At 71.4% G+C, this 21,887-nt stretch carries 14 protein-coding genes; 8 read left to right on the plus strand and 6 right to left on the minus strand.

Going from position 1 to position 21,887, the window contains the following annotated elements:
* Window positions 1–23: 23 nt before the first annotated feature.
* From AWX74_RS18540 to AWX74_RS18550, 3 genes are all read right to left on the minus strand, one after another.
* Window positions 24–1,550 (minus strand): ATP-binding protein, encoded by a 1,527-nt coding sequence (locus tag AWX74_RS18540; protein WP_226931153.1) that lies wholly within the window; start codon window positions 1,548–1,550, stop codon window positions 24–26.
* A 262-nt stretch (window positions 1,551–1,812) separates the two neighbouring features.
* Window positions 1,813–2,937 (minus strand): phosphoserine transaminase, encoded by a 1,125-nt coding sequence (serC, locus tag AWX74_RS18545; RefSeq protein WP_091278315.1) that lies wholly within the window; start codon window positions 2,935–2,937, stop codon window positions 1,813–1,815.
* Window positions 2,930–4,024: a citrate synthase 2 gene (locus AWX74_RS18550; RefSeq protein ID WP_006543712.1), complete on the minus strand. Its 1,095-nt coding sequence runs from the start codon at window positions 4,022–4,024 to the stop codon at window positions 2,930–2,932. The genes serC and AWX74_RS18550 overlap by 8 nt, the downstream gene beginning before the upstream one ends.
* Before the next feature lie 569 nt (window positions 4,025–4,593).
* Here AWX74_RS18550 and pdxH point away from each other — a divergent pair.
* The 3 genes from pdxH to AWX74_RS18565 all read left to right on the plus strand — a co-directional run bounded on the left by pdxH (window position 4,594) and on the right by AWX74_RS18565 (window position 7,253).
* Complete coding sequence (gene pdxH / locus AWX74_RS18555; protein WP_091278317.1) at window positions 4,594–5,337, plus strand: pyridoxamine 5'-phosphate oxidase; 744 nt, start codon at window positions 4,594–4,596, stop codon at window positions 5,335–5,337.
* 357 nt (window positions 5,338–5,694) lie between these two features.
* Window positions 5,695–6,459, plus strand: a complete 765-nt coding sequence (locus AWX74_RS18560) for a hypothetical protein (protein ID WP_091278319.1) — start codon at window positions 5,695–5,697, stop codon at window positions 6,457–6,459.
* Window positions 6,456–7,253, plus strand: a complete 798-nt coding sequence (locus AWX74_RS18565) for a L,D-transpeptidase (protein ID WP_091278321.1) — start codon at window positions 6,456–6,458, stop codon at window positions 7,251–7,253. The genes AWX74_RS18560 and AWX74_RS18565 overlap by 4 nt, the downstream gene beginning before the upstream one ends.
* Before the next feature lie 713 nt (window positions 7,254–7,966).
* Here AWX74_RS18565 and AWX74_RS18570 read toward each other — a convergent pair.
* Entirely contained in the window at window positions 7,967–9,397 is a 1,431-nt protein-coding gene (locus AWX74_RS18570) for a cryptochrome/photolyase family protein (RefSeq protein WP_207550367.1), read from the minus strand.
* Window positions 9,398–9,537: 140 nt separating this feature from the next.
* On the opposite strand from AWX74_RS18570, the gene AWX74_RS18575 reads away from it, so the two are divergent.
* The 3 genes from AWX74_RS18575 to AWX74_RS18585 all read left to right on the plus strand — a co-directional run bounded on the left by AWX74_RS18575 (window position 9,538) and on the right by AWX74_RS18585 (window position 12,780).
* The gene (locus AWX74_RS18575) at window positions 9,538–10,683 is read left to right on the plus strand and encodes a mechanosensitive ion channel family protein (protein WP_242666306.1); all 1,146 of its coding nucleotides are present in this window, start codon (window positions 9,538–9,540) and stop codon (window positions 10,681–10,683) included.
* 230 nt (window positions 10,684–10,913) lie between these two features.
* On the plus strand, window positions 10,914–11,570 hold the full coding sequence (locus AWX74_RS18580) for a hypothetical protein (protein WP_242666307.1): 657 nt from the start codon (window positions 10,914–10,916) through the stop codon (window positions 11,568–11,570).
* A 37-nt stretch (window positions 11,571–11,607) separates the two neighbouring features.
* Window positions 11,608–12,780, plus strand: coding sequence for a CE1 family esterase (locus tag AWX74_RS18585; protein WP_091278327.1), 1,173 nt, complete (start codon window positions 11,608–11,610; stop codon window positions 12,778–12,780).
* A gap of 262 nt (window positions 12,781–13,042) precedes the next feature.
* Here AWX74_RS18585 and AWX74_RS18590 read toward each other — a convergent pair whose 3' ends face one another.
* On the minus strand, window positions 13,043–14,434 hold the full coding sequence (locus tag AWX74_RS18590; RefSeq protein ID WP_091278329.1) for a hypothetical protein: 1,392 nt from the start codon (window positions 14,432–14,434) through the stop codon (window positions 13,043–13,045).
* A 1,375-nt stretch (window positions 14,435–15,809) separates the two neighbouring features.
* Between AWX74_RS18590 and AWX74_RS18600 the strand changes: the two genes are divergently transcribed.
* Both AWX74_RS18600 and AWX74_RS18605 read left to right on the plus strand, forming a co-directional pair.
* A complete protein-coding gene (locus AWX74_RS18600) occupies window positions 15,810–17,549 on the plus strand; it encodes a trypsin-like peptidase domain-containing protein (RefSeq protein WP_226931154.1) in 1,740 nt (579 codons plus the stop codon).
* A gap of 338 nt (window positions 17,550–17,887) precedes the next feature.
* Complete coding sequence (locus tag AWX74_RS18605) at window positions 17,888–19,342, plus strand: RNA polymerase sigma factor (protein ID WP_091278606.1); 1,455 nt, start codon at window positions 17,888–17,890, stop codon at window positions 19,340–19,342.
* A 460-nt stretch (window positions 19,343–19,802) separates the two neighbouring features.
* Here AWX74_RS18605 and AWX74_RS18610 read toward each other — a convergent pair whose 3' ends face one another.
* The gene (locus tag AWX74_RS18610) at window positions 19,803–21,884 is read right to left on the minus strand and encodes a copper resistance CopC/CopD family protein (protein WP_091278335.1); all 2,082 of its coding nucleotides are present in this window, start codon (window positions 21,882–21,884) and stop codon (window positions 19,803–19,805) included.
* Window positions 21,885–21,887: the final 3 nt, after the last annotated feature.

Here is a 21,887-nt window from a genome sequence, read left to right on the forward strand (position 1 = left end):
CTGCAGCCGGCAAGCCGCCTCCGTCAGCCTCGCAGGAGGGTGATGGTGCGGCCGGCGGGGCTGCTGGCCGTGCCGATGCTGGTGCGCTCGTGGATGGCCGGCGCGGCCGGACGGCGGTCAAAGATGGCCAGGGTGCCGCCGAGCAGGCCGAGACGATCCAGGTAGGCGTCGAGCTGGCCCAGCCCTTCCGCCAGCGGGTCGGGGTCGCCCGCGGCACGGACCTTGAGCTCAAGCCCTTCGAGCTGCCAGGCGCGCCGCCCGCCAGGATCGCGATACGGCCAGCGGATGAGCAGGTCGATGCGGCCGCGGCCGACACCGTACTCACGCTCCACGAAGCCGCCGCCGTTGATGAGACGCTGCAGGAAAGCCATCATCACCAGCTGTGGCGCGGCCTCGTGGTAGACCTGCCGGGCAGCCAGGACATCACCGTTGACTCGCCAGAACGCGGCGAACTCGGCGAGCATCCGGGTGAGGTCGAGCCGTCCGTCGGGAAGGACGAAGGATCGCGGCTCGGCGGTGACATTGGCGGCGACGTCGGCAGCCAGCACCCGCGGTATGACCTCCCGATAGATCGGGTTGGCGATCCGGACAGGAGGATCCTCGGCCACGAGCCCGAGATCGCGGGTGTAGCTGAGGTCATCGTCGTAGGGATCCAGCAGCAACGTCGTTCCCGCCAGCACCGGCTCGACCACCCGCTGGACCCGCGGCTCCCGCAGCTTGTCCACCAGCGAGTCGAGATGCGTGGCACGGGCGACGATGAGCCGCTCCTTCGCCTGTTCCACGTGGTCGATGCTGATCGGGGTGGACGCCGGGACCGCCATCTCGTCGACAATCTCGGCCGCGAGCGCGTTGACCAGCCACGGCTGGCCCGCGGTCAGCTCGAAGGCGCGCGTCGTGGCCTCCGCCGTGAACACCTGGCCGGTGTCGGCTGTGTGCTGGGCGTACAGTTCCCGCACCTCGCCGGCGGTGAAGTTCCCCAGCCGCAGCGACTTGACCTTGATGTTGAACGGGCTGGCCGTACCCAGCCGGGACGGGTCGCCGCCAGAGGCGGCTTTGTAGTCGCGGACGTCCCGCAGGCCGCAAAGCGCGACGGAGATCGGAAAATTGGTTGGACGGCCGCGATATCCGTCGCGGAGCTGGCTCAGAAAACTGATCAGGGTTCGACCCTGCAGCGCGTCGATCTCGTCGAAAAACAGCACCAGCGGCCGCGGGCAGGCCCGCGCCCACGCGGTCAGCGCCGTGGCGAGAAGGGTCCCTTCCGATGCCTCGGGCCACGGCGGCGGTCGCAGGCCCTCGGACAGCGTGCTCTCAGCACCCGAGCGGATCCGGTCGAGAACGGCGCGGGTAGCTGCACCGATGTCGTCGCCCCAGGCTCGGCCCGCCTCGCAGGAGAACAGCAGCGCCGCGTACTGGCCGGTGGCGGTCAGCTCGTCCGCGAGCGCCTGCAGTGTCGTCGTCTTGCCCGTTTGCCGCGGAGCATGTACGACGAAGTAGCCTTCCCGCGCCACGAGCCGCGGGACCTCCGCCAGCCGCGCCGACGCCGGGATCATGTAGTGGTTCCTCGGCACGCACGGCCCGGCGGTATTGAACCAACGAACCACCAGGACTGACCTCCACCGCCCAACCAGCGATCAAGGACAGTCTACGGACCGCCCTGGGACCGTTTCTGATCCTGTCGAGTGCGGCGGCGGAGCTCGGAGGTTGGCTCTGAAGCGCTCGACTTCCGAGTACTTCAGAGCTGGGCGCGGGTGTTCGTCCCAAACGATCGGGCCGGGAGGACAGATCGTCCTCCCGGCCCGAGTCGCATGTTGGTCAGAGGCGCTCGACCACGTAGTCGATGGCGCCGGTGAGGGTCTCGACGTCCGAGGGCTCGATGGCCGGGAAGCAGGCCACCCGCAGCTGGTTACGGCCCAGCTTGCGGTACGGCTCGACGTCGACCACGCCGTTGGCGCGCAGCACCTTGGCCACCGCGGCGGCGTCGACGCCCTCGAAGTCGATCGTGACGACGACCTGGGAGCGCTGCGCCGGGTCGGCGACGAACGGCGTCGTGTAGGCGGTCTTCTCGGCCCAGTTGTAGAGGATCGAGGAGGACTCACCGGTCCGCCGGACGCACCAGTCGAGCCCGCCCTGCCCGTTCATCCAGTCGAGCTGGTCGGCGAACAGGAACAGGGTGGCCACGGCCGGGGTGTTGTACGTCTGGTCCTTGGTGCTGTTGTCCAGCGCCGTAGTCAGGTCCAGGAACGGCGGGATCCAGCGGTCGGTGGCCGCGATCTCGCCGAGGCGGCCCAGCGCCGCGGGCGACATGAGAGCCACCCAGAGACCACCGTCGGAGGCGAAGCACTTCTGCGGCGCGAAGTAGTAGACATCCACCTCGGTGAGGTCGACGGGCAGGCCGCCGGCGCCGGAGGTCGCGTCCACCAGGTGCAGCGCGCCCGCGTCGGTGCCCACCGGGCGCCGCACCGGCCGGGCGACACCGGTCGAGGTCTCGTTGTGCGGCGTCGCGTAGACGTCGATACCCGCTTCGGGCGCCCAGTCGGGGTGGGTGCCCGGCTCCGACTTCACGACCGACGGGTCGCCCAGGAACGGCGCGCCCTTCGTCGTGTCGGCGAACTTGCCGCCGAACTCGCCGAAGACGAGGTGCTGGGAGCGTTCCCGCACCAGGTTGAACGCGGCGGCGTCCCAGAAGGCGGTGGCGCCGCCGATGCCGAGGACGACCTCGTAGCCCTCGGGCACCGAGAACAGGTCGGCGAGCCCGGACCGGACCCGGCCGACCAGGTTCTTCACCGGCTTCTGCCGGTGCGACGTGCCGAGCAGCGAGGTCCCGCTCGCGGCGAGGGCCTCCACGGCCTCGGTGCGGACCTTGGACGGCCCGCACCCGAAGCGGCCGTCGACCGGACGCAGCGGGTCGGGCAGGACGATCGTCGGGGCGTCAGGCATGGACGTCCCCCAGCGGCCTCGGCGCGGGGCCGACGTAGCGGGCGGACGGGCGGATGAGCCGGCCGGTCCGCATCTGCTCCAGGATGTGAGCGCTCCAGCCCGCGGTACGGGCGCAGGTGAACATGGACGTGAACATATGGGCCGGGACCTCGGCGAAGTCCAGCACCACGGCCGACCAGAACTCGACGTTCGTCCGCAGTGGGCGGTCCGGGTAGCGGTTGGTCAGCTCCTCGATGGCCGCGGCCTCCAGCGCCTCGGCCACCTCGTAGCGCTCCGAGCCCAGGTCACGGGCGGTGCGGCGAAGCACGCGGGCGCGCGGGTCCTCGGCCCGGTAGACCCGGTGCCCGAAGCCCATCAGGCGCTCCTTGCGGTCCAGGGCCGCCCGGACGTAACCGGCAGGGTCACCCGTCCGTTCCACCTCGTCCAGCATCGCCAGGACGCGCGAAGGCGCCCCGCCGTGCAGCGGCCCGGACAGCGCGCCCACGGCCGCCGACAGCGCCGCGGCTGCGTCGGCCCCGGTGGAGGCGACCACGCGGGAGGTGAAGGTGGAGGCGTTCATGCCGTGCTCGGCGGCGGACACCCAGTAGGCGTCGACGGCCTGCACATGCTTGGGGTCGGGCTCACCGCGCCAACGGATCATGAACCGTTCCGTTATCGTGCGGGCGCGGTCCACCTCGCGCTGCGGAACGGCCGGCTGGCCGAGCCCACGGGCCGACTGGGCGACGAAGGACAGCGCCACCACCGAGGCCCGCGCCAGGTCGTCCCGCGCCTGCGCCGGGGTGATGTCGATCAGCTGGCCGAAGCCCCAGTAGGGCGCGAGCATCGCCAGCGCGCTCTGGACATCGACTCTTATATCGCCAGAATGCACCGGTACCGGGAAGGGCTCGGCCGGTGGCAGGCCTGGCTCGAACGCCCCGTCCACGAGCAGGCCCCAGACGTGGCCGTAGTCGACCTTCCCCACCAGGTCCTCGATGTCGACGCCGCGGTAGCGCAGCGCGCTGCCTTCCTTGTCCGGCTCGGCGATCTCCGTCTCAAAGGCGATCACGCCTTCCAGGCCCGGCTTGAAATCGCTTGTCTTCTCGGCCATCGAGTCCGGATCTCCGCTTCTGTCTCGGCCGACAGTGGGACGGGCCCTGCCGGGACCGGTCAGCCGCGGCTGCGCATCGCCGGATCCGGCGCGCGCCGACCTGGCGGTCGTCGCATCGTCCCGGTTCCAGCGCGGCCCCGTTGCCGCCGCCGTCGGCGACTCGTCGAGTTCGTCGGTGCTGTGGTTGTTCCCTGCGGTTGTTCCCTGCCGTCGCCAGACCATGTGGTCGCCAGACCCGCGGTCGCTCGGCGAGTGGCCGCTCGGCCGATGGTCGCGCCGAGCGCGGTCGCTCTGATGAGTGGTCGCTGGTGATGACTGGTCGCGCTGTCACCACATCGGTCCGTGGCCACATCGGTCCTGCGTTAAGGACGTAATCGTCCGTCTGCATCCTGCCCTGTCGAGAGCCGTTTCGCCACTGGGCGGGAAGTGATGAGTCGCGTTACGCACCGGCGCCCCGCCCACACATCACCCGCACTTCGTCATCAAGCGTGCGAGGGCGTCCGCTGCCACCACCCGCCCATCCGAGGTGATGCCAGTCACATTGCCGAGGGCCTGCCAGGATCCGAACCGTGAACCTCCACCCGCCGACACCCGATCCCGCGGTGCTGCGCCGCAGCTACCGTCCAGGGCGGTTCGACGAGGCCATGCTCGCCGCGACCTGGACCGAGCAGTTCCGGAAATGGTTCGCGGAGGCCTCCGCCCCAGAATCCGGAATCAGCGAGCCAAATGCGATGATCTTCGGTACCGCCGACGCCGACGGTCGTCCCGGTTCCCGCACGGTGCTGATGAAGGGATTCGATCAGCAGGGATTCGTGCTCTTTACGAACTACCATTCGGCGAAAGCCCGCCAGGCCGCTGCGAACCCCTACGGATCCCTCCTCTTCCCGTGGTATCCGCTGGAACGGCAGGTGATCGTGACGGGCTCCGTCGAACGGGTTCCGCGTGCGGAGAGCGAGGCCTATTTCCGTTCCCGGCCACGCAGATCCCAGCTCGGCGCCTGGGCGAGTCACCAGTCAGAGGTGATCTCCTCCCGCGAGGTGCTCACCGACCGGCTGGCCGAGCTCGAGATCCGATGGCCCGGGAACGAATCGGTGCCGACCCCCCCGTTCTGGGGAGGCCTTCGGTTGGTACCGAACGCGGTCGAGTTCTGGCAGGGCCGCCCGGACCGCCTTCACGATCGCCTGCGCTATCGGATGATCACAGAAAGTGGGGCATCCGCGGTTGCGGGTGAGCCGGCGGCCAGCCCCGGCACGACCCACAGCCAGGCGCCCGACCGGGCTCCCACCTGGATCATCGAACGGTTGGCGCCCTGACGCCGAACCGATCCAGGCTGAAGAATCCGACCGCCGGTGGCCCCGATGCACAACATGATTCCGGCAGGTGAACGGCAGGTGAGCCGACCCACCGGATCGACGGTTCACGACCGACCCCACACCTTGCCACCGCGACGCGTTTAACACAGATGAACACCCAACGTTTCCGCTACGTCGGACCCGCCCACCCCGTGACGATGCGGGAATTGGTACCTTTCTGCCTGCAGCCGTACCTGATCAGCAAACGCTGATCCGCGTCCCGCGCCGACTCGCCGCCCTCCGGCTGGTCGGGCACCTTGACGGGCCGCCGGCAGCGCGTGTCAAGGGCGACCCGTCACAACGTAGGGAGACGGATTCATGCGGATCACCAGAATGCGGGCCGTGGCGGCCGGCGTTCTCGGAGCGGCCCTGATAGCGGTCGCCCCACCGGCCTCGGCAGCCACGACGACGACGTCCACCAGCCCCAGCGCCTCCCCGACGGTGGAAGCCACCACCACCACGGAGCCGGAGGCACACCTGACCTCGCCGGAGACGACCGAGACGCCGTCGGCGGACGAGTCGGCCACGCCGGACCCGGACGTTTCCGCGACTCCCACGGCGACAGACACCCCGCAGACAACGGCGGACGCCACGGCCAGCGCCACGGCGACGGAAAGCGCGTCACCCACGTCGACCCCGACCGAGGGCACCGGTGACCCGGTCCTCGACGGCTTCCTGTCCCTGCTCCCGTTCAAGGTGCCGCTGGACAAGGAAATCGACGGGATCGAGGACTTCGAGGCCAACCCGTTCGTCCTCACCTTCAAGTGCGGCGCCAACGGCCCCGACTGGACGCTGCAGAACACCCAGGACAGGGCCTTCGGGTTCGGCTGGTTCGACACCAGCCTCGGCGCCGGCATCTCCGAGATCGGCCCCGGTGAGACCCTGACTCTCGACTCACACGGCGGGGCCGTGGTCGCGGCCCCGTGGGACGCGGAGACCGGCTACCTGCTGGTGACCCTGCCCACCGTCGGGGTGTCCGACTGCGAGGGCACCGACCCGCCGGCGGCCGTGCCCGCCGTGCTGCCCATCGCTGCCCCCGCTGCCACGACGGCGGTGCGCACCGAGCCGTATTACACGGGATGACACGTCACCACGAAGCGCTCGCCGAGCGCTCGACCGGCCGCCGCGCCCTGTCACGGACAGGGGCGGCGGCACTGGCCGTTGTGCTGGGCGGCGTGATCCTCAGCGGCTGTGGCGGCGATGACGGGGCTTCCGGGCCGGCCGCGGTTCCCGCGGCGGTCCAGAGCCAGCTCGCCGCCGTCGCCGGGCTCAACCAGGGCACGAGCACCGTGCTGACCGCCAGCGGCGCCAGTGTCGACATCTACCAGGCCCCCACCGCCGCGAAGCCGACGCGCAGCCTGTCGAACCCGAACGAGAACGGCGCCCCGCGGGTCTTCCTCGTGCAGGCGAAGATGCCGGGATGGTGGCAGGTCCTGCTGCCCGTCGAGCCCAACGGAAGCACCGGCTGGGTGAAGGCCGAGCAGGTCACCGCGAGCCAGACGCCCTACCGCATCGAGGTGGCGCGTGGCGCGCACGTGCTGCGCCTCTTCAACGGCGATCAGAAGATCGCCGAGGAGAAGGTGGCCATCGGCACCTCGGACACTCCCACCCCCGGCGGCCGCTTCTTCCTGATGGAGCTGCTGCGCCCGAGCAACCCGAACGGTGCCTACGGGCCGTACGCGTTCGGCCTGAGCGGGTTCTCCACCAGCCTGGAAGACTTCGGCGGCCGCGATCCCGTCATCGGGATCCACGGCACGAACGATCCGAGCTCGCTGGGCCGCGACGTCAGCCATGGCTGCATCCGGCTGAGCAACGACTCGATCACCCGGCTGGCACAGACCGTCCCGCTGGGGACGCCAGTGGAGATCGTCGCCTGATCCCGGATGATCCCGGGCTGATCAGCCTTACCCGCGTGATCAGCCCGGGGCCCGATCCACGCTGATGTTCGGTCCGCGCCGCCCAATGCCCGGTCGACGCCGAGGCTCACCCTGCCGTCGCCGGGCCGGCGCGCCATAGGCCAAGGCCAGCACTGGCATCGCCGCTACTCGAAGATCATGGGATTTTGGTCGTCCCGACGACCGGGATCCTCAACTCTTGTCTGGTCGCAACGGTTGCCCGAGGCGCGGCCCGGGGTCACCGCTCGAAGATCATGGGATTTTCGTCGTCCGACGACCACGATCCTCAGGTTCTTGCCCGACAGCCGACAGCAACGGCTTCCCGAGTTCGGGATTCTGTCGCCGTGCCGCGGATGGACGCTCCGTTTCGGACTCGCTCTGTCGGGATCAGCCCCGATGACGCTCCGGCGGACGGGTGTGCCCGTGGCGCGTCGGCACGAGCTGCCCTCCACATCCCGCACCGACGCGGCCACGTCCGATGGAGCCCGTCACTTCCCCACCGGATGGACGGGCGAGGAGTCGAGCCCGCCGCCTCCCTGCCCACCTCAAGGGTGGCCAATCGCGGCCGAGTGAACCTGCGGACAGGGGAATCAGATGGTGTCGGATAGCCGACACGACCACCGCTTGCGACTAGACCAAACAACCCGATAAAGGAAACATCCGACGATCCGCCGCACCGGGCCGCGCCGGGCGATTCAGATCCGCTTCGGCGCCGATGCCCCACCGGCCGACGCGTTCCGGGCCTGTGCGTGCCGTGCGAGGGCGTCACGGCGCTCCACCGCGTGGTCCACGATCGGGCCCGGGTACCCGTTCGGTGGGCCGCCCGGGCACTTCCACGGCTCGTGGACCAGCTCGGCGGGCAGACCGCGCAGCTCGGGCACCCAGCGCCGGATGTACTCCCCGTCGGGATCGAACCTGCGGCCCTGGGAGACGGGGTTGAAGACGCGGAAGTACGGCGCCGCGTCGGTGCCGGTGCCGGCCGTCCACTGCCACCCGTGGTTGTTCGAGGCGAGGTCGCCGTCCACCAGCCGTTCCAGATACCAGCGAGCCCCGTGCGTCCAGTGGACGTGGAGGTCCTTGCAGACGAACGACGCCTCGATCATCCGTACCCGGTTGTGTACCCAGCCCTCGGCCAGCAGCTGGCGCATCCCGGCATCGACGATGGGATATCCGGTTCGCCCCCACTTCCACGCCTCGAAGCTCTCGCCGGGTGGTTCATAGGACATCCGGGCCAGGGTGTCGGAGAGGTCGCTCCGTGCTGAGGATGGATTCGCCGCGAGGACATCCGCGTAGAACTCCCGCCACGCGATCTCGCTACGGAACTTCTCCGCCGACTCCATTACGCCGTCCGTGGCGTCGTCGGTGGCGCCGCCGGTCGCGGGAGCCGTCGCCGCGCGCACGCCGTCCAGCACCGTTCTCGGATGTATGCAGCCCCATTTCAGGTAGGGCGACAGGCGCGAGGTGGCGTCGGCCGCCGGCTCGTCGCGGTGCCGCGCGTAGTCGCCGAGCGGCCCACGCAGGAAGGCGTGCAGGCGGTCGTGTGCGGCCTGCTCACCCGGCGGGGGCAACGTGACGCCGTCGAGGTCGGGGTCCGGGGGAATCTCCTCGCTTCCCCCGCTCAGAGAGGCCGGATCAAGCCAGTCCGGCTCCGTCGGCGCGGGTGCGGCCGGCGCGGGCCATCCGTGCGCCTTCCAGGCCCGGTAGAAGGGGGTGAAGACCCGGTAGGGCGAGCCGTCCGGCTTGACCAGCCGGCCGGGCTCGACAGCGTAGGCCGAGCCGGTGCGCCGCAGCTCCCGTCCGCCTGCGAGCAGTGCCCGGGCGACCTGTTCGTCGCGGCGACGCCCGTGCGGCCCGTGGTCGGCCGCGATGTGGACGACGTCGGCACCGATCTCGCCCGCCACGGCGGGGACGACCTGTTCGGGGTCGCCGGTGCGCACGCACAGCCGACCGGCGAGCCTGCGGTCGAGATCCCGCAGGCAGCGGTAGAGGAACGCGAGCCGCACCGGCCCGGCCGGGCGGCGGAGCGCCTCGTCGAGGACGAACAGTGCCAGCACCGGGCCCTGCCCGGCCGCGGCGAGCAGGGCCGGGTTGTCGTCGAGGCGCAGGTCCCGGCGCAGCCACCACACGGTCCGACTCGATGTGGACGATCTCATCCACAGAAGGTAACGACCCACACACCGAAACACCCCATGGACCACTTCAGTGCCACGCAGGTCCACGGCGTGGCATCACTTCATCCTCGGCCACGCACTGTTGTGCTGTCGGGGTGACGCAGGCCGTGCAATGGGATCAGGGCATCTCGGACGCCTGGTCGCGAATGGCGCAGACCGGCCCCAAAATGATCGTCTTCGCTCTGATCCTCACGATCGGCGCGGTCGTCGTACGGGCCCTGCTCCGCCTCGCGGACCGGGCCCTGGAGGACAACGGTTTCGACCGTCTGCTGGCCCGCAGCGGCATCGGCCGGCTGCTCCGCTGTCGGGACACCATGGTCCGCGACGGGCTGTTCCGGCTCGCCGCCGTGGCAGGTCTGCTGGCCGTCCTGCGCGTCGCGCTCGGCGTCTTCGGTCCCAGCCCGGCCGACCGGATGGCCGGCGCGGTCCTGGGAGTGCTGGTGCGGCTCCTGCTGGCGATCGCGATCGTGCTGGTCGGCCTGGCGCTGGCCGGCATCGCGCGCCAGTTCCTCACCGACTCCTTCAGCGGGCTGCCCCACGGGCGCGCCCTGAGCCGGGTCGTCGCCGCGGCGGCCTGCCTCCTCTTCGGAAAGGCCGCCCTGGACGAGCTTGGCATCGGAACCTCCGTCACGACCCCGCTGCTGTACGCGGTACTCACCGCCGGCACCGGCGTGCTCGTGGTCGGAGTGGGCGGCGGGCTGATCCGTCCGATGCAGAGCCGCTGGGAGGAGATTCTCGATCGCGCCGAGGACGCCGCCGAGGACGCTCGTGCGGCCTGGCGGACCAGCCACCCGCCGGCGGCGCCCACCACACCGCCACCCTCATCCACCGAACAGGCGTCCCCCGCCGGCCAGGCAGCCTCAGCCAGCCAGGGAGCCTCCGCCGGCCAGGCAGCCTCAGCCAGCCAGGCAGCCTCAGCCAGCCAGGGAGCCTCAGCCAGCCAGGCAGCCTCAGCCCGCGAGGGGTCCTCAGCCGAGCAGGTCCGCCGCGAGACCCGCCCGGCGCCTGGGCCGCGGCCCCCCGTCCCGCGGCGCCCGCCCATCCCACCGCCAGGCGAACGGCCGATGCCGGCACTGCCGCCGCGTCCGTCGACGGCTACCCGCCGGATGGCCGATCCCCGGGGACCGATACCGTCTGCGGACCGCACCGTCCCGCCCCCACCGACGGGCACCGCGCCACGGTCCGGGCAGCCTGTTCCACCGCCCACACCCCCTGTTCGGGGGGATCAGCCCGGCCTCTGACCACGCTTCTGACCGACCAGTAGGGGCGCGTTCGGCAAACTACGACGCGCCACGACGCCGGGTGGGGCACTCTGGGAAGACGAGAACTACTTCGGGTCGCGGCGCGGCGCCGACGCCGCTCCGCACGACGGGGGGAGCCCCCTACGCCAGGACGAACAGCGGACGATCAGCACCTCGCGGAGGGCGACGCCACAGTGGCGTCACGAGATTGCGAGCGAAGGGACTTCCAGGTGAACGAGCCATCGGACATGGAACGTTCACGGCTGCTCCTTGGCTGGCTGGCAGCCCGTCGGGCAGTGGATCACTGCCTGTCCGACCTGCTGGCCGCCGGCCCCGCCGGTGAACGCAGGGTCCGCGAGTCGCTCGCGAAGGTCGATGACCTGGAGACACGCGCCCAGGTGGCATTCGATCGCTATCGCAGCGCGGCCGAGTCGGCCGAAACGGCGATGCCAGGTACCGAGCCGCCCCAGATCTGGCTGGCCGGCGCCGCGCCAGCCGCCGGCGCGGACGGAGCCGAGGACGGCCAGAACAGCAGGAACAGCGAAACGGGTCGCGGCCCGCGCAGCACCGTGGACAGAATCGGCCCGGTCGAGCGCGGTGGCCCGGTCGACCGCGGGATCGGTGCGGCCCAGAGCAGCGCGGCCCAGACGGCCCAGAGCGGTGCGACGCAGAACGGCGAGGCCCGCGCGTTCGACGCCGAGACGAGAAACGTCATGCCACTACCGATGCACTCCCGCAGCATGACCCCAGCCGGTCGGGAGCAGCCCGGAGCCGACCCCGCGGCGGATCGTTGGGCGCCACGTGAGCGCCCGCGACTGAACGTCGTGCGCGAGGGCGATCTCGCGCGTAGCAGTTCAAATACAAAGAGTAATCAACGACACCGTTGATGCGCGGCCAGGTTGGCGGCGCGTCAGAATACCCGTCGTGTCGGCCGCCCACCGCCGCCGCGTCGTCGCGGTCCGGCTTCTTACCTCGCTGCTCGCGACGATGATGGTCGTCACCGGCTGTGGACTCATCGGTGCCAAGGGTTCCTCCCCGCAGGCCAGCGCCACGGATAGTCCGGTAACCGCGACAACCTCGCCATCACCGTCGCCCACATCGGGCCCGGATGCCTTCGAGCGGAGTGGACGCGGTAGTCAGATCCGGCTGACGCTCCCGGACAGCGGCACGGTCGAGCCGTATCCCCTGGTCGTGGCTTTGCACAGCCTCTACCACGACGGCAGCGAGCCGCAGCTCGGCTGGGGCCTGGACGAGTTGGCCCGCTCGTCGGGCTTCGCGGTCGTCTACCCCGACGGCCTGAACCTGTCCTGGAACGCGGGTACCTGCTGCGGCGCCTCCGGCGCGGCAGGCGTCGACGACGTCGGCTGGCTGCGTTCACTCATCGCGCATCTGGAGACCGAGTACCCCATCGACCCCCGGCGAGTCAGCATCATCGGACTGTCGAACGGCGGAATGCTCGCCTACCGCTACGCCTGCGAGCACGGCGACGAGCTCGCAGGCTTCGCCGCCGTCGCGGCCAGCCTGCAGACGCTCAGCTGCGCCCCACCGGCGCCGCTGACCACAGTGGAGATCCACGGCAGCCTGGACGGGCACGTCCCCTACGCCGGGACATTGTGGTCGGAACCGTTGCAGACCGGGATCACGCCAGTGGACGTCAGCCTCGCGCCGTTCCGCGCGGTCGACGGCTGCCCGGCGCCCACCCAGCCCGGCGACACGAGCTACACCGGCGCGGACGGCCGCCCCATCGGTGCCAGCACGAACCCCACGGCGGCGTCCTCCGGCTCCGCCGGCTCACCCACCGGCGACGGAGCCGCGTCCGCGATCATCTCGGCCGCGGGACCCGACGGCCAGCTGGCCGGCTCCGGGACGGCGGCGGGGGCAGCTGTCCCATCGCAGCAGGCCACGCCCACGACCACGCCGGTCGCGATCCGGCACGAGACGCTCTGCTCGACGTCCGCCCACCTCGTCCAGTACGTCCTGCCGACGCTGGGGCACGGGTGGCCGGCGCTGACCGGCCCGACCGCGTTCAACACCGCCGCGGTGCTGTGGGACCTGCTGAAGGATGCCCGGTCGGCCACCGCCGGGCCGCGCATGTAGATCCCTGGCTCGCGCGGCCACCCTTCGAGGATCCCGCAGCCCTACGCCGCACCAGCGATTACCGGCCATTACTCCCATGAGGGACAAAAGGGGCGCCGATTCGCCTGGCGACCCACAAGAAGTGAGGATTTTGGTCGTTGGAACGACCAAAATCGTTCACTCTTGCGACCCGCCAACCCGCGCCACCGCGCCACCGGGCCACCGGGCTCTTGGAGGTCCGGCCGTGTTCGTGGAGCCCGTGACCTCCCCGCCCGCCGGCCGGTCAGGTCACGGGCTGGAAGGACGCCCGGAGCGCGGCCATGAGGGTGTTGAGCGTCCCCGAGGCCTCGGCGGGCACCCGGGCGATGAGCACGTAGACCGCGCCGGAACCGTCGACCGTGCGCATGAGATAGGACACGCGCTGCCCATCCCGGTCGTAGGAGCCGGCGAGTTCCTGTGTCGGCGCGCCGGACGAGTCGGTGGCGGCGCCGGAACGATCCTGGCTCAGGCCGCTGACGCTGCCGAACTCACCGGCCTGCACCTTGCTGAGGGCGGTGGCGGCGTCCGCCCCGGCCACCCGGGCCACTCCGATCATCTGCGGGCCGTACTCGGCCGAGGTCCCGGCGGCGCCGGCACCCGGCTCACCGAAGAAGACACCGGTGTTGTCCTGGCGCTGCTTCCAGGACCCCGGATGGGAGAACGTGGCCTTCTGAACGGCGTCCGTGTAGGCCACCCAGTCGGCCGGCACCGTCACCTGGGGCTGGGCACTCGCGGCGGCGCTGGGAGCCGGGGTGGTCGCCCCCGCCGCCGTGGTGGGAGTCGCGGACGGTTCGGTGCCCGTCGCGCCCGTCGCGGACGTCGTGTCGTCGCCGCTGGGCCGCACCTTCTCCCAGACGACTCCCGCTCCCACCCCGACCCCGAGCGCCACGCCCAGCACGACCAGAGCGATCACCAGGCGGCGCAGGAAGGGCCCCAGCCCGGTGTCCTCGCCGCCGGGATAGTCGTCCTCGAAGTCGTCGTCTCCGACCTCGGCCGGGAAGTCCGGTTCGTCGCCCGGGTCCGCGTCGCCGAAACCGCGCCGACGGGCCGCCGGGCGACGGCGTGGCCCGGTGCCGGCACGCTCCGCTCCGCCCAGGGCATCCCGACCATCGAGATCCCTGCCATCGAGATCGCGGCCATCCGGGTCGGCGCCACGGCCCGCATCCGCGCCACGGCCGGACAGGCCGCGTTCCTGGCCTGCCCGGTCAGGGTCGCGATCCCGGCGGCCTGGGCCATCCGGATCCGCGTCCCGGTAGGAACGAGCGGCGCCGCCCACCGGTTCGACGCGCGGCGGTGCCGTCGCGGAACGCGCCGGTCCCTGTTGGTGAAGATCCCCACGGGGTCCGGTGCCATATCGCGGATCCGTCCCGGCGGTGTTCGCCGGGACGGGCCACTGCCCCGTACCCACGGCGCCCACAGCGCCCATCGCACCCGTCGCACCAGCGGCACCCGCCGCGCCGAGAGCCCCCTGAGCACCGGTGGCGCCCTGGGGGCGGGGTGACGTGCGCGCCGCGCCTGCCCGCGGCACAAGAGCGCGCCGCACGGACGTCCCGCCGGAGCGGGTGTCGGTCGGTTCGTCCCAGCCGTTGCCGGGCGGGTAACCACCGGCGGTGGGCCCGGTCGCGGGCTGGCCCATGGCGGGGAACCGGCCTCCCGCCGGATCCGCGGCAGCCGGGCCTGGTGACGGATGGCCACCGGCGGGCGCGCCAGGTGCGTAGCCGGCCGTCGCGGCATAACCGGGCCCCGCGGGCTGGGCAGACGCGAACTGTCCGGTCAGAGGGTCCAGGCCATCCGACGGATAGGCCTGCGGCGGCTGGCCCGGCTGTGGGTAGCCCGGCTGCGGCTGTCCCTGCTGCGGGTAGCCCGGCTGTGGGTAGCCCGGCTGCGGCTGAGCCGGCTGTCGATACCCCCCAGGCGGATAACCGCCCGGCGGGTAGCCGCCGTCCTGATATCCACCGCCCGCGGGATGCCCACCCGGATACGGCGCAGCGCCGCCATAGGGATCTCCAGGCTGCGAATCGTTCGGGTGCGGCTGCGGCTCACGTGAGCCGGGTTCGCCCCAGTACCCCTCGGGTTCCGCGCCGCCCTGCGGGTGCCCCCGATAGCCGGGGCGACCTGGATCTCCAGGGCCTCCCCTCCATGCACCGTCCGTCACCAGACAACCTCCGATTCCGGGACATGCAGGAAAAACCCGCGCGGTATACCGGTGTACCACGCCGTTGCGAGTGCGTTGCGCGAGCCCCCTTGACATTCGGGCCAGCCGGAGTCGAAATCCCGGCGAACAGCCGGGCCCCCTTCCCCGGATGCGACCTACGCCGAACGCGGCTCACCGTGCGCGGCACGCAACTCAGCCGTGCCGGCTCAACGCAGCGGGCGACGCAGTCATGACCGCCCAGCGACATCATGACCACATCCAACGGTCGACATGTCACGACATCATGCTCCGGCACTCACATCATGCCGCCTTCGCCCGAAAGCAGCACGAACTAGACGGGACCGTCACAGCCTGGCACAAACGTGCCGGGATGCCAGCCGATCACGCCGGCAGATCTTCCTCCGCCAGGGCCGTGGCCCCCCTTCGCGGCCGCCGGCCGAGGCATTTGTGAGTAGGCCTTCACAACCGCCGCATCAATGAGCGACCACCGTCCGGCGGGCCACATCGCGAGACGATGCAACGCACGCGGATCAGATCGGGCGACTGGGGGCGGGATCCCGGCGGGCGGCGAGCGATGTCCGGCCGCAGCCGACGGATCCGAGCGGCGGCAGACGACGACGCCGCGCCGGCACCACGGAGGCCACGCGCCCCAGACCTCACCCGGGCCGGCCCGTAACCTGCGGCGACGGCGTGCCGGGTGACCGCCACAGCGCGATCCGTCCTGGCGGGTTCATGCCGGCCTGACCCACGCATCGGGCAGTATGTCGTGGATCGGACACGCGCCGCGGTGCCTGGCTAAGCGGAACGTTGGTCGGAATTCAGGAATCGCTCAGGGTGCCGGGGGAAAGTGCCTACCATGACAGCCACGCACGACGCTCGGTCTCCCTGGGCACCGCCCGACAACCTGCCGGAGCGGACCAGGCCCGAGGCGGCCAGTTCGGAGGGGCCGATGGAGCCGCGGTCGCACGACAACCAGCAGCCTCCGGGCGGGCCGTCGTCCGGCGCGCCCGCCTCGACGCCCAGCCCCGCCGGGCCTGAGCAGACAGGCGCCTTCCCCGCCGTCCACACTCCGGCTCCGGTTCCAGCTCCGCCTCCGACCGGTGCGCGCCCCGGCCCGGGCGTCCCAGGTGGCTACTACCCGCCCGGCGACCAGCGGAGCAATCCCTACCCGCAGTCGGGGGAGCGGCCACCGGTGCACCCGGAGGCCTCCTACCGCCAGCCCTCGCCATGGGCCGCACAACAGGCCTCCACGAGCCAGGGCCAAGGCGAGCAGCGGCCGGGATACGGCTCCGGCGCCACACCTGGCGGTCCTGGCGGTCCGGGGCAGCAGAGTGCCTGGTGGAGCTCCTCCTGGGGATCGCCGGTCACCCCGCCCGCGCCCGGTGGGCAGGCGCCCGGATCTCCCGACGGACCTGACGGCTACGGTCGGTTCACACCCGCCACGCCGACGCCGGCGCCTATGCGGCGTCGCCGCCTGATAGCCGCAGCCGTGGCACTCGCGCTGGTGTCCGCCGGAATCGGTGGTGGTGTCGGCGCGCTGGTCGCGGGCGACGACTCGCCGGCCGCGGTCGTGTCGACCGATTCGGGCCTGCAGCAGGCGACCGGCGGCTCCAGCGGGGTCTCCGAGGCCGCCGACAACACGGTCTCCTCCGCCGCGCAGACCATCCTCCCGAGCGTCGTGACCATCGCGGAGGAATCCAGCCAGGAGGCCGGAACCGGGTCCGGCACGATCATCCGCTCGGACGGCTACATCCTCACGAACAACCACGTCGTCTCCGGAGCTGCGAACGGCGGCACCCTCACGGTCACCATGCAGGACGGCCGGACCTTCGACGCGACGATCAAGGCCACCGACCCAAGCGCGGACCTCGCCGTCATCAAGATCGACGCCACCAACCTGCCGGCCGCCACCTTCGGGCAGTCCGACGCGCTGCAGGTCGGCGAGCTGGTTGTCGCCGTGGGCAGCCCGCTGGGCCTCAACGGCACGGTCACCTCAGGAATCATCAGCGCCCTGCACCGCCCCGTGCGCACCGGCGACTCAACTGTTCAGGACCAGACGAACACCGTGCTGGACGCAATCCAGACCGACGCGCCCATCAACCCCGGCAACTCGGGTGGCCCGCTGGTAAACAGCAAGGGCCAGATCATCGGGGTGAACACCGCCATCGCGACGGTTGGCGGCAGTTCCTCGCCCTTCGGTGAGAGCCAGCAGTCCGGCAACATCGGGGTCGGTTTCGCGATTCCGGGCAGCTACGCACAGAAAGTTGCGGCGCAGCTCATCGACACCGGCACCGCCCGGCACCCCTATTTGGGAGTCAGCGCCAACACCGCGGGTGAGAACACCCGGTCCACGGCGGCAAGCGGCACCGGAGCAAAGATCCAGTCGCTGGTCGACGGCGGCCCGGCCGACAAAGCGGGCCTCCGTTCGGGCGATGTCATCACCAAGGTGGGCGATCGGACCATCACGGACATCGATTCACTGATCGCGGCGGTCAGGTCCCACGACATCGGAAACCAGGTCCAGGTGACGTACCTGCGCGACGGCCAGTCCAACACGGTGACCGTGACACTGCTGGAACAACCGCCCAATTCCTGAGCACCGGGCGGGCGACGGTTTTGGGAAACACCCGGCGGTTTCCGCACCAGCCACCAGGACCACGCCACGCCGGCGATGCCGGCGCGGATGTGTCGAAGATGCCTTCGTATAAGCTTGCTTCGGTGTCCGATGAAGGGGGATACGGCACCATGTTCAGCGTCAAGCTGACCATGGTGTCGAGGTGACGACAAAAAATCTTCACAACCTTCACCCCGGCCAGATCAGGCACCTCCTACTATTGAGCCTGCCTGACCGGTGACCAGGCCTGGCGCCACATTGGTCGCCAAACCTGGTCCCGGCGCCGAGACCAGGAACGTCGTCCCGGGGAGTTGCAGCTGATGAACGACGACGCGGACCTGGTGGCCCGTGTTCGGCGTGGTGATCGTCAGGCTTTCAACGATCTCTACAACCGCTACGCCGACGACGTCTTCTCGATGTGCCTGCTGATCCTCGGCGACCCGACGGTCGCCAGGGCGGCGGCCGGAACCGCGTTCGCCCTGGTGGCTCGAACGCGGTTGAATCCCCTCTCCGATCCGACCCGCCTGCGCCCCTGGCTCCTCGAGCTCGCGCGCGGCAGCGCGCTGGCCTGGTCCGGCTCGCCGCAGGCCCGCAGCGTCCCGGTTCCGCACGGCGTCTCGCCGGAGGAGCTGCTGGACGGTGCCATCGTGCCGGCGCCGACCAGCCTGCGAACCGGCCTGCAACGCACCTTCGACCGCGCGGCTGTCGCCGCCGCGGCCGCCGCGAACCGGCGGGCCGCGGAGCGCGCCGGCACCGCTGGTCCTGCTGGTTCCGCCCGAGGCGACGAAGCCACCGTCACCCCGCTCCCCGGCGCGGCAATCCCCGGAAACGCCCCGGCCTTCGGCGGCGCGCCGGCAGGTGCGCCCCCCGACCCTCGGGTCGCCTTCACCGCCTCTGGCGGCGGGAACGGCGTGGGCGTCCGCGCCGTCGGGCCCGAGGACGCCGTCACACTCGTCTCCCCCTCCACCGGGCTGCCGGCGGGGCAGCTCGACGAGCAGGCCACACCGCCAGGTGACCGTCCCGACGACGGGTCGGCGACCGGCCTGCCGCTGCTGGCCCTCGACCGGGCCCTGGCAGGCTCGAACGCCCGCGGCAACGGATTCTCCGACTTCCGGGCTCGGCCGACCATCGCGGTGGCGGCCGCGCTGGCAGTGGCCGTGGCCGGGCTCACCGCCGTCATCTCCTGGCCTACCGGGCGCGCCGAGCTGGTGGCCGACGCGGGCACCGGCATGGTGGCGATCACTCCGACGCTCCCCGCCGGCGCAGGCACACTGCCGACCGCGGCCCAACCGCCGGTCGTGCCGGTGGACGCGCCGCCCTCGCCGACGGTGGCAGGCGCCTACACGAGCCGCCCCGCCACCTCACGCCCGACGCAGATCGTCCGTGAGGTCGACGCGCCGAAGCCCTACACCCCGCCGCCGTCGAGGCCCGCACCGGCGCCCACGCCGCCGGCCACTGTTCAGCCACCGGCGCCCACCCCGGCGCCGCCCACCAGCCAGCCGACCGTGCCGGCCACCGTGGTGCCGACGACACCGCCGGCGCAGACACCCACCGGCCCGTCGTCGACCACGCCGCCTGACGGCAACGCGCCGACGCCCACGACGGTGCCACCGACGACGACGCACACCACGCCGACGGCCCCGCCGACCTCGGATCCGTCCACGCCGACGACCGGGGCACCGACGACTTCGACGCCGTCGTCGTCGCCCACGAGCAGCGATACGAACCGGTTCCCGTTCCCCCTGCCCTGGGCGACCAGTCCGGTTCCCGTCTGACCCATCCGGTCGAGGTCCGGCCCGGTCTCGTCGCGGGCGCCGGACCTCCGAGCGCCCGGTAGCCCGGTAGCCCGGTAGCCGGTTTGGCGAGTCGCAAGAGTGAAGGATGTTGGTCATTCCGACGACCAGAATCCTTCACTCTTGCGCGTCACCAGGCGACCCTTCGCCCCTTTTGCCCCTCTTGAGAGGGAATTGCTGGTGCCGCGCGGCGGTGCGGGATCCCTGGTAGCCGGCCGTACGGGTGGGGTTCGCATTCCGTCGGCACGGCTCCGCCAGGCCCATGCTGGTGGCCCGGATCCGCTGGTAGCCCGGATCCGCCGCGTCTCAGGATTCTGCTACGGGCTCCTCCGGCGACCACGATCCTGAGATCCTGTTCGGCAGCATTGGCAGCATTGGCAGCCCGGAGCTGTCGACCGCCGGCCCGCGCCCCGGCCTGCCTCAGCGCACCCTGTGGAAGGCTTCAGCGCACCCTGTAGAAGACCGTCGTCACGTACTGGTCGAAATCGTTGACGCGCAGGTAGAGGCGTAGCTGCCACTGGCCCGGCAGAGGCACTCCGACCCCTTCGGCGACGGCCTGGCCGTCCGCGACCCTCACCAGTGGAACGTCCAGGGGCCCGACGCCCGCCGCCGGCAGGCTCAGCTCGCCCTTGGCCTCGACCAGCCGCTGCGGCCGGCCCTGCGGGTCATAGGTATGGATGCGGATGGTTTCCAGGCCGGTCCTGGTGGGCGCGATCTCGACGTCGACGGTCATCGGGCCGGCGATCGCCGTCCTGGAGAACGGCGGCGCGTACGACTCCCGACCGGGAATGGTGTTCACGAGGATCGCGGTGACGGTGAGAACGGCGACGCCGACGATCATCTCGAAGATCACGCCTCGACGCAGCCCGGCGATGGCGAGCGAGGTGACAGCCTGATTCGGTGCCGTCTGATTCGGCGCCGCCTGACTCGAAGGCGGCTGTTCTGAAGCCGGCTGTTCCGAACCAGCCGGGAAGTGGCGGTGCACCCAGCGCTGGGCCAGCAGGCCCAGGCCCAGCGCACCGAGGACGAACCAGAGCTTGTACAGCAGAAGACGCCCGTACGTCGTGCCGAACAGTGCTCCGAAGGCACCGATCTCCCGCAGGGTCTGGAAGATCCCGGTCAGCACGATCACGGCGACCGCGACCATCGCGGTCCTGGACCATCGGGGCAACACCCGGGCCATCTCGTCGGCCCAGCCGGCCTCGACGGGCTCGCCATCGCCCAGCCCGTCGAGGCCGTAGAGCTTGTTGAGGCCCGGTAGCTCCATGGAACCGGCCGCCGAAACGGCTTCCGCACTCGCACTCGTGCCCGCGACGGCCCCCGTGCCCCGGCCGGACGAGACCGCGGCCGGATCCGCGGGGCTGGCGAACGAGCCGGGACCCCGGGGGGAGCCCTCGGCGCCGCCGGTGCCGGTGCCGGTGTGACGCGGCCTGGGCCGTCCGAGCAGTGACAGCCCGAGAACGCACAGGCCGCCGAGCCAGATCGCCATCGCCGTGGTGTGCAGCGTCATCGAGGCGGTCGCCAGCCAGACCAGCCCGCCCGCGCTCGCGTGACCGATCATCGCCATGGTGGTCGCGAGCACCAGCCCCAGCCCGGCAAGCTCGACCAGCCCTCGCCGGCCCGGCCCGGTCGGCTGGTGGCCAGCGCCGCCGCCCTCACCGCCGCCCTCGCCGGCAGGCTGCCGCACCCGGCGCAGCAGCGGGACGGCGAGCAGCAGCGCCAACATGCGGATCGCCAGGAGCTGGCCGTAACGATCCTCCAGGGTCACCGCGATCTGATCGGCGTCCAGGACGGAGGTGATTCCCTCACCCGACGAATACGGCCCCTGAAGCAGCAGCATGCCGATCGCACCGAACAGGCTGAGCAGCCAGCCGGCGGCGATCAGCCGGACCGGGCCGCGGCGGCGCGCACCGGCCGGCCAGAGCACCGTCAGGAAGAAGGTGGCACCGATCAGCAGGGCCGCGCCGGCGAAGGTCACCAGCCGGGCCGCGCCCAGCGCCACGCCGACCGCTCGTGATCCGCCGCCGCCCGAGGGCAGCGCCGCGGCCGCCCCGGCGTCGGGCGGCCCGCCGATGCCGAAGGCGAACGCGCCACCGACCGGATGACTGTCCGCGGAGACCACACGCCAGCTCACAACGTAGGTTCCCGTGCCGAGGCCCGAGCGCAGCGCGATCGTCACCTCCGACGCCGAGGAGCCGTTCTTCGCCTCACCATCGTCAGCCCGGGCGCCGGTGGCGTCGAGGACGCGAATCGCGTCGGACTTGACCGACACGGCTTCGCTGAAGGTCAACGTCACCCTGGCCGGGGCCTGATCGAGGGCCGCGCCGCCGACCGGGTCGCTGCGCTCCAGCACGGCATGGGCCGACGCCGGCAGCGCCGTGCCCAGCAGCGCGACGGCGACGATCCCCACGACCGTGAGCACCCGCCGAAGCACGCCGGACAACCCGCCCCCGCCCCCGCCCGGGCTGGGGCTACGGCGCGGGTGCGTGCGGTGGTCGCTGGCGCATCGATCGGGTCCGGTCATGAG

Source organism: Parafrankia irregularis, from assembly GCF_001536285.1.
GTDB classification, from domain to species: domain Bacteria; phylum Actinomycetota; class Actinomycetes; order Frankiales; family Frankiaceae; genus Parafrankia; species Parafrankia irregularis.